Origin of the sequence: Streptomyces sp. NPDC004065, assembly GCF_044903565.1 — a bacterium.
Taxonomy (GTDB): domain Bacteria; phylum Actinomycetota; class Actinomycetes; order Streptomycetales; family Streptomycetaceae; genus Streptomyces.
In genome coordinates this window covers 1-7,331 of record NZ_JBJDQT010000058.1, presented here as the reverse complement: position 1 = coordinate 7,331, position 7,331 = coordinate 1, and the positions used below count along the sequence as shown (strand labels likewise).

Sequence of the window (7,331 nt, the reverse complement as noted above, 5' to 3'; positions counted from 1 at the left end):
CGCCGGTCGAATATGAGAACAACCACTATCTCGCAACCACGAAGCCCCAGGTCACACCCAACATCTGAGATCTCTACCGAACCCGGAACGGTTCAGGTCGCCAAGCGCACGAGGAGAGGCCGGTCCGGCGGCCGCCCGCCGGCCTTCGACCGTGAGGCATACAAGCGGCGCAACACCGTCGAGCGGTGCATCAGCAAGCTCAAACAATGGCGCGGCCTGGCCACCCGATACGACAAGACCGCCACCAGCTACCTCGCCGGACTGCACATCGTCGCCATCTCTATCTGGTCGGCAAGGTGATCCAAAGGAAACGTCCTGGCAGTGGTCGGGCGTGTCGGGCGGGGGATCCGGTGGCCTTGCGCCGGTATGCAAGGGGCGGGCCGGCGGGATGAGCCGCACGGGTTCACTACACGCCTTGCAAGATGTCCGGTAATCGACGGTCTGTGTGGAACCATCCATCTGCCCCGTCACGTGGGAGCACAGGGAAATGGTCGTGCCGGCGGACTCGAGGGGCCCTGCAGGGGCCATCCGCCGGCCGGCGGGAAGGGTTCACATGATGTCACGCAAGCGTCTTGCCCTCGCCGTCACGGGGCTGGCTGTGGCCGCCGGCCTGGTGGCGCCCTCGGCCGCGATCGCCGCCCCGGCCGTCGGGCAGGTTAAGGCCGCTGCCAACAAGTGCAGCTCGTGGAAGGAGATCCACATCAAGGGCGGTGCCGCCAAGTACATGGAGTGCACGAAGAAGGTCAACGGCAAGTCCTACGCCTCCGGGGCCTTCTACCTGTGGGACACCAAGCATGACGGCAAGGCTGTGCAGGCCTACGCGGAGACCGACTACAACCACTGGTACGGCGACGACGTGACCTGGGAACACTTCTACGGCTGGGGCAACGACAAGCACGGCAGCCCGAAGTACATTTCCGGCTGGCACCGGGGCAACGACTTCGGGCTGAGGATCTATCTCAGGTAAGGGCTGCGCCGTCCTGACCACGCCGGAGACGCTCGGCGGCGATCTGCCGGCACCGGGCGGTCTTGTCGAACGTCGCGGTCAGCGAACCAGCCACCCGAGTTCGTATACGCGCGCAAGGGCGGTCGGGCGGTGCCTCTTCCCGGGCTGGGGCAGCCGCGATTCCGTGATCGGCGTCGAGCGCCGCTCGGCACCGCCGGACCGCACGAACTGCCAGGACGTCACTGGACGCAGACAACTGGGGGTCGGTGAAGGCGGTGTTGGCCTGGCTGCTGCGCCGCAGCAGGGACCAGATGCCCTCGACGGGGTTGAGGCCGGGTGCGTAGGCGGGCAGGAAGTAGCAGGTGATCCAGTGGTGGGTGTCGATGAACTCCCGTAATCGGCGGTCTTTGTGGACGTTGAGGTTGTCCCACACGAGCACGATGGGCGCGCCGAGTTGCTGGTGTGCGGTGATGAGCAGGTCGCGGTAGTCGGGCCAGGTGAAACTGCGTCTGCCGCCGCGCTTGTGATCAACATGCCGCTTGGGCCGGTAGATCAGCCGTGAGCGTTCACCGTGCTTGTAGCAGGCCAGAGCGGCGACGGAGAAGCGGCGCTGGGAGCGTCCCCGCACCCGGATGACGGGTGTGCGTCCGCGTCGGGCCCAGGTGCGGGTGGTGGGCGGCGTCATCGGGAAGCCGGCTTCGTCTTCGAAGCACAGCCAGGCGTCGAGCGCCGCCACGGACCTTCCACCTGCGGCCAGGTCTCCTTCACCCAGCCCACCACGGCCTCCTCGTCACGCTCGATGGCCCGGCGGGCCGGGACCTGGTGGCTGAAGCCGTGCCGGTGCAGCATCCGCGCGATCGCCGACAGCGTCATGCTCTTGTGGAATCGGCGCCCGGTCAGCGTCTTGATCCGCGCCAGCGTCCACGTCTGGTCCGGCCAGCCGTGCGCGACCGGCCCCTTGGCAAGCTCCTGCTCGAGCACGGTGGACAGGGCCTCACTCAGCTTGGGCCGTGAGACGGGCCCGGCAGAGCGCAGCCCCTGGGTGCCGGCGTCGTGCCAGGCCCGGCGCCAGCGCTGCACCGAGCGCACACTCACCCGTAAGTTCTTGGCGATCTCGGCGTTGGAGGCACCCGCAGCGAATCGCTCCGCGGCCTCCAGCCGGATCCGCTCGCGAAACGCCTGTCGTTCCGGCGTCAGCCCACCACCCTGCGGATATCTCACACAACCGGCATACCGCGACGATCACACATCGTCAGCCCCCAACGACAAGACCCCGCAAAGGTCAGTAACAGCGACAAGCGCCCCGTCCTGCCTCTCGCTCCCGGGCTGGCCGGGGCCGTACAAGATCGGTGTCGGACCTTCACGGACCATGTCGCCCTGCCTGCTGCTCCTGCTCCTGCTCGGCGTCACTCTCGAACTGATCACGCCTCGGGGACGTCGGCGCCGCGGCATGCTTCTCAGCGGTCCCGGTCGTCGCCGCCCCCCTGCTGTCGCTGCGCGGGACCGTGCTGAGCGCGCTGGCCGCATGCACGGCAGGCCTGGCAGTACTGGCCCGCTTCGGCCTGCTCACCGACCGGGGCGCTCTGAGCGACTGGGCGCCGGTGGCCATGATCGCGGCCCTCGCCGTCCTCCTGAACCGCCTGCTGCACCTGCGGGACGTGCGGCTGCGGTCGGTGACGGCATCGCCGTCGCCGTCCGGCGCGCCGTCCTGCCCCAGCCCCCGGCCCGTATCCGGACGCTGCGCCGAAGCCTCCCAGAGCGACGCGCAACTGCGGCGGTGTCCTGTACGCCGTACAGGACACCCCGTACGGGGTGCGCTGCCTGATCGGCGGCGTTATGCGGCAAAAGGGATGGGCGCGGTCGAGGCGGTCACCGTGGTACTGGGCGCCTTCCGTGAGGGAGTGAGCCGGCGGGATCCCGCGCTCACCGGCCCCGCCGAGTGGATCGAGCACGCCCTGCTCCGCGAAACCGCCCAGCGCGAGGGCCTGGACCAGGTCGAGTACTTCACCACCGCCGTGCTGGCCGAGATCCCGCAGCCGGGAGACCGGCTGCGGTTGGCCACCACCCGGCCACCCGGCACCCCCGCTCTCTGCTGGAAGGCACCGTACGCCCGCTGGAACCCTCCCGTCCCGCCCTGCCCCTTGGGCCTGGGCCTGGCAGCACTGGGCACCGACACGCACCCCGCCGGACACGCGCCCCGCCGACACCGTGGCGTTCCCCTGGGGAGCCGGCCTGCTGCTGTACACCGACGGGGCCACCGAGGCCCGGGACGCCGCCGGAACGTTCTGCGATCCCGCCGGCCGGCTCACCGGCCCATGCCCCCGCACCCCGGAGGAACTCCTCGCCACCGTCACCGCCGACGTCCACCGTCACCGCCGACGTCCACCGGCGCACCCGCGGCCAGGCCGCCGACGGCATGGCGCTGCTCGTCCTCGCCCACACCACCGGACCGGGCCCGACCCGGCCGAATCCCGGCGACGCTCTCTGACCGCAGGAGACAGAAGCGGAAGACACCCGGCAGGCCGGGCCCGGTGCCACGGGCCCGGCGCATACCGTGAGGACAAAGAACACCAGGGGAGGCGGGCCGCTGCGCCCCAGGCGGGCAGGCCCCCGTGACGCAACAACCGCGGCCGGATGAGAAAACCGCCTCCCCGGCCTGCGCCCCCCTGCCCCTGCCCCTGCCCCAGAGCTGCTCTTCCGCGGCATGACCACTCCGGAACGCCGGCGGCTGCCGCTCCCACCACGGCGCCCCGCCCGTCCCCGGCCGCAGCCCGTCCCCGGCCGCAGCGTTCCCGCCGCCCGGATGCGGGCCATGACCGCCGTGAAGGACGAGAGTTCCGCCGACGAGCAGAAGAACGACCGGAACGAGGATGCCCACCAGGACGAACACGGCCCCGGCAGCGAGACAGACGGGCAGCGCGCCGGGGATGCCGCGCAGCCGCAGCAGTGTCCCGCCCTTTTCGGTCACCGAAGAGGAACTTGCGGGACGGTAAGGAGCCCGAACACGAAAATCGCCGCTCCCGCACCGCCGGCGGGCATCAACTGGCAGGTCTGCCAAGCACCCCACGTCGGAGCGCCAAGACGCCACGCCGGGGAAAACGACGGGCGCGGACAGGCGCGAGTACAGGTCCCTGCGGTTGCCCACACCTGACGCAATCCGAGCGCACCCCGGGCCGGGCCGGTCCGAGACACAGGCAGCCCACGACGGCTCCTTGACGCCTTTGAGGGATGCGCCGGGGCTGGTTCGGCGCGTTCAGCGGCGACCACGCCCAGGCAGCTCTCCTCCAGGGCCGGGCGCCGTATCCCACAGACCGGGAACCGGCCCGCCGTACTACTGGCGGAGTTCCCACCCGGTCTAAAAAAAGGGGATCTGCTGTCATCACGCGCCGCTCACCACCCCTGCGCCCGGCCCGACGGACTTCGCAGCGGGCCGGGCATCGGCGTCGGCGAGTACACACAGGCTGCCGCAGGCAGTGAGCCTGCCATACGAGAGGATGCCGATCCGGCCGGCGGGCTGCTGCGCTCCGGCCATGCCGTAGGCGGTCAGGACGATGGTCATGCCGCGGTCGTCCCGCAGCGCGTACACCAGGGCGCGGAAGTCACAGCGGGCTTCAGGGACGAAACCGGTGACCGGTTCGTCGAGGAACAGCTTCGCGCGGCCGATGAGGCCACGCGCCACACCGAACCTGTCACCGACCACACGACAGCTCCGCCATCTGTCGGCCGGCCCGCCGGACGAGCCCCACAGCGTTCAGCAACTCCGCCGGGCCCAGAGGGCGGGACAGCCCAGCACCAGGCGGTGCAGCAGCCCGGCGACGCGCCGGCGACCGCGCTCGCGGCCGGACGGCAGCACCATCCCGATCCGGGCCCTCCCCGCGGCATCGCCGTGTCCGGATCCCGGCCGAGCACCCGTGACGTGTCCGGCGCACCGCCCGCGGTGGCCCTCGAGAAATTCGACGGCGGCGCTCTTGCCGGAACACAGACGGCCTGCCCACTACGCAAGTACTTGCCCAGCAGGAAAGTACGTGCCAGGATTCCAGTCCACCCCACGAGCGGGAGAAGACCATGGATGACACGTCGCGTCCGACCGCCGCCGAGGCCCGCGCTGCCCTACGGACCGCTGCGGCAGCCAGAAACGCCGCACGGCCCACACACTCCCTGCCCGCCTGGTACCCAGCCACCAGCGGACTGCTGTTCGCGACCGGCCTCACCCTCCTCGGCCTTCAATGGGCCCTGCCCCACGTGACCTGGAAATCGGAAACGGCACTCGAACTGGGAGCTGCCCTGCTGGTAGCCGCACACATCGTTCTCAGCCAGCGATACGAAACACGCCCAGGCATCATCCACACCTCCCCCCACTCCGTGAGTCCACAAGTCCTGGCCATCACATACACCGGCGTCCTGGCAATCGCCGTGACAGCAGCCCTGCTATGGCACCGGGCAGGATTCGTCATCGCAGCCGGCCTCGCAGGAGGACTGGCGAACTGGCTCGTACTGCAACACGAACGCACAACAGCGCCGGCCTCATGAACAGCAACACCCCACACCCCGCCCTGGACCCACTCATCCAGCATCCGACACGCCTGGCCATCACGGCCTTCCTCTCAGGCTGCGCCGAGGCCGAGTTCAGCACCGTCCGCGACGGCTGCCAGGTCTCCGACTCCGCCCTGAGCAAGATCGTGGCAACACTGGAAGCAGCCTCCTACGTCAAGGCACGCAAGGGCTACGTAGGCAAACGCCCCCGCACCTGGCTCAGCTTGACCGGCCAAGGCCGCACCGCCCTCGCCGGACACCTCGCCGCCCTGCAGCGCATCGCCGCCAACGCCGCAACCCTCGGATCCACCCTGACGGACACCAGCACACAAGACACCGACAGCTCCGCCCACGACAGATAGCGGCAGTCGCCAGGGCGACACATTCACCACCACACAACTGCGCCAACAACCGCCATAAGCACTTCCGCAGACTTCTCACCCGAGACGGTCATCCCTAGCGGCGGCTGCCGGTGACCCCAGAGAGACAAGCCCGAAAGAACCACCCCCGACGCCCCCGTCACAATCCAACGCCGCCTGAAACCATCACCATTCACCCAACCCGCGAACGTCAGGTCCGCCAACAGCCGTCGCCGCTCCACCCCTCGAGCACCGCCCATGCCGCGTCAACGCCCACTGTGACACCACAGCCCGCCCGTACGCGGAGAGCAAAGCGGCCCTCGACGCAATCTCGATGATCCGGCGACGTGATCACCGACGCCTACGACCAGAACCCCAAGAGACAGCCCAACCCGACCTCGCCCCGCTCAACCACACCCAGCCGCGCCCCCGCCTGCCCGCCGCAGACTTACACCCGCACCAACGCCCCATACCGCGCCGGCCCGTACGCAGCCCTCGACGAGCACCGCACACACCTGACCGTCCCCGACGCCCGGGATCCCGAACACGGCTCGCCCACCCCACGACCGCTCGCCGTCCACGCCATTCCACCGCGCCCTGCCCCCGTGCTGCGCACTGTTCCTCGCTTCCGTCACCTGGAACGGGTTCAGGATCACTTCTTGGTGTGTTCAGTACGTTCTTCGGGCACCAGCTGGCCAGCCTGGCTCGACACAGCAGTGGCCGTACCCGTTCTCGGCCGCCTGCAGCCCGGTCCCGACTGGCACCACCCTGCCCGCTGCACCCGTCCGGCTGCCGGAGCCGTCCCGCCGTTCACAGCGGCCAGGCAGGAGCCCCCGCGTCAAGCACCACGCACACGATCGAAAGGTCCCTCCAACTCACCGCCCACCAGCTCTGTTGAGCCGCCGCCAACGAACCGGACTGCTCACTCGGCCTGCCGACCGACACCCCCCTTCCCGCATGACCGGGCTGCCACTGTCGCCGAAGTCTCGCGGCACCACCGCGACTCCCGCTGTCTACTCGCACACGTCAGCGATGACCCCCCTGCCTGGATCTCACGGCCGACGTCTGCTGGACCCTGCCTCGACTCCACAGCGGCCCGCGCCTCACTCAGATCTGCTCTTTGCAGCGCCAATAAGAGCCGAATCTACTTAAGAAGACAACTTCCTTTCCAGAATTCCGAAGCGAAAATCAAGACAAGGAAATGCCGAATCAGATCCCGTACAATAAAGTTGACGGGTTGATAGATCGTCAGAATCCAAAAGCCCGAACACTCACCCGAGTTGAAAATCATTCCGGGCAGGGCCGCACCCGGACCCCCGCAGCCAGCCCCAGAAATTCGCGGAGCGAATTTCTGCAGCCCGAATTGCGGAGCAATTCGGGCCGTGGCCAACGGAGTTGGCCACACCGGCGACGGAGTCGCCGGCCAGCCGCGCGGAGCGCGGCGGTCCCGCCGCGTAGCGGCGGCGCGTCGTGTCTGCGGAGCAGACCGCGCG

Annotated in this window: 4 protein-coding genes and 2 pseudogenes; 3 read left to right on the top strand and 3 right to left on the bottom strand. The window is 69.2% G+C overall.

The window, feature by feature from the left end:
* Nucleotides 1-300 (top strand): annotated as a pseudogene (locus ACI2LW_RS33415) (hypothetical protein); the annotation flags it as partial.
* Nucleotides 301-553: 253 nt separating this feature from the next.
* Nucleotides 554-967 carry a hypothetical protein gene (locus ACI2LW_RS33410; RefSeq protein WP_404735019.1) on the top strand — a complete coding sequence of 138 codons (414 nt, stop codon included), beginning with the start codon at nt 554-556 and terminating at the stop codon, nt 965-967.
* 238 nt (nt 968-1,205) lie between these two features.
* On the opposite strand, the pseudogene ACI2LW_RS33405 reads toward ACI2LW_RS33410, so the two are convergent.
* From ACI2LW_RS33405 to ACI2LW_RS33395, 3 genes and pseudogenes are all read right to left on the bottom strand, one after another.
* Nucleotides 1,206-1,631 (bottom strand): annotated as a pseudogene (locus tag ACI2LW_RS33405) (transposase); the annotation flags it as partial.
* Complete coding sequence (locus tag ACI2LW_RS33400) at nt 1,628-2,167, bottom strand: winged helix-turn-helix domain-containing protein (RefSeq protein WP_404735018.1); 540 nt, start codon at nt 2,165-2,167, stop codon at nt 1,628-1,630. The pseudogene ACI2LW_RS33405 and the gene ACI2LW_RS33400, both read right to left, overlap by 4 nt.
* Before the next feature lie 2,158 nt (nt 2,168-4,325).
* Nucleotides 4,326-4,625: a hypothetical protein gene (locus ACI2LW_RS33395; protein WP_404735017.1), complete on the bottom strand. Its 300-nt coding sequence runs from the start codon at nt 4,623-4,625 to the stop codon at nt 4,326-4,328.
* Between the two features lie 847 nt (nt 4,626-5,472).
* Here ACI2LW_RS33395 and ACI2LW_RS33390 point away from each other — a divergent pair.
* On the top strand, nt 5,473-5,841 hold the full coding sequence (locus ACI2LW_RS33390) for a winged helix-turn-helix domain-containing protein (protein ID WP_404735016.1): 369 nt from the start codon (nt 5,473-5,475) through the stop codon (nt 5,839-5,841).
* The last annotated feature ends 1,490 nt before the right edge of the window (nt 5,842-7,331 follow it).

Coding starts and splice junctions, on each gene's coding strand:
- ACI2LW_RS33410 (WP_404735019.1), top strand. CDS start 554: ATGATGTCACGCAAGCGTCTTGCCCTCGCCGTCACGGGGCTGGCTGTG.
- ACI2LW_RS33390 (WP_404735016.1), top strand. CDS start 5,473: ATGAACAGCAACACCCCACACCCCGCCCTGGACCCACTCATCCAGCAT.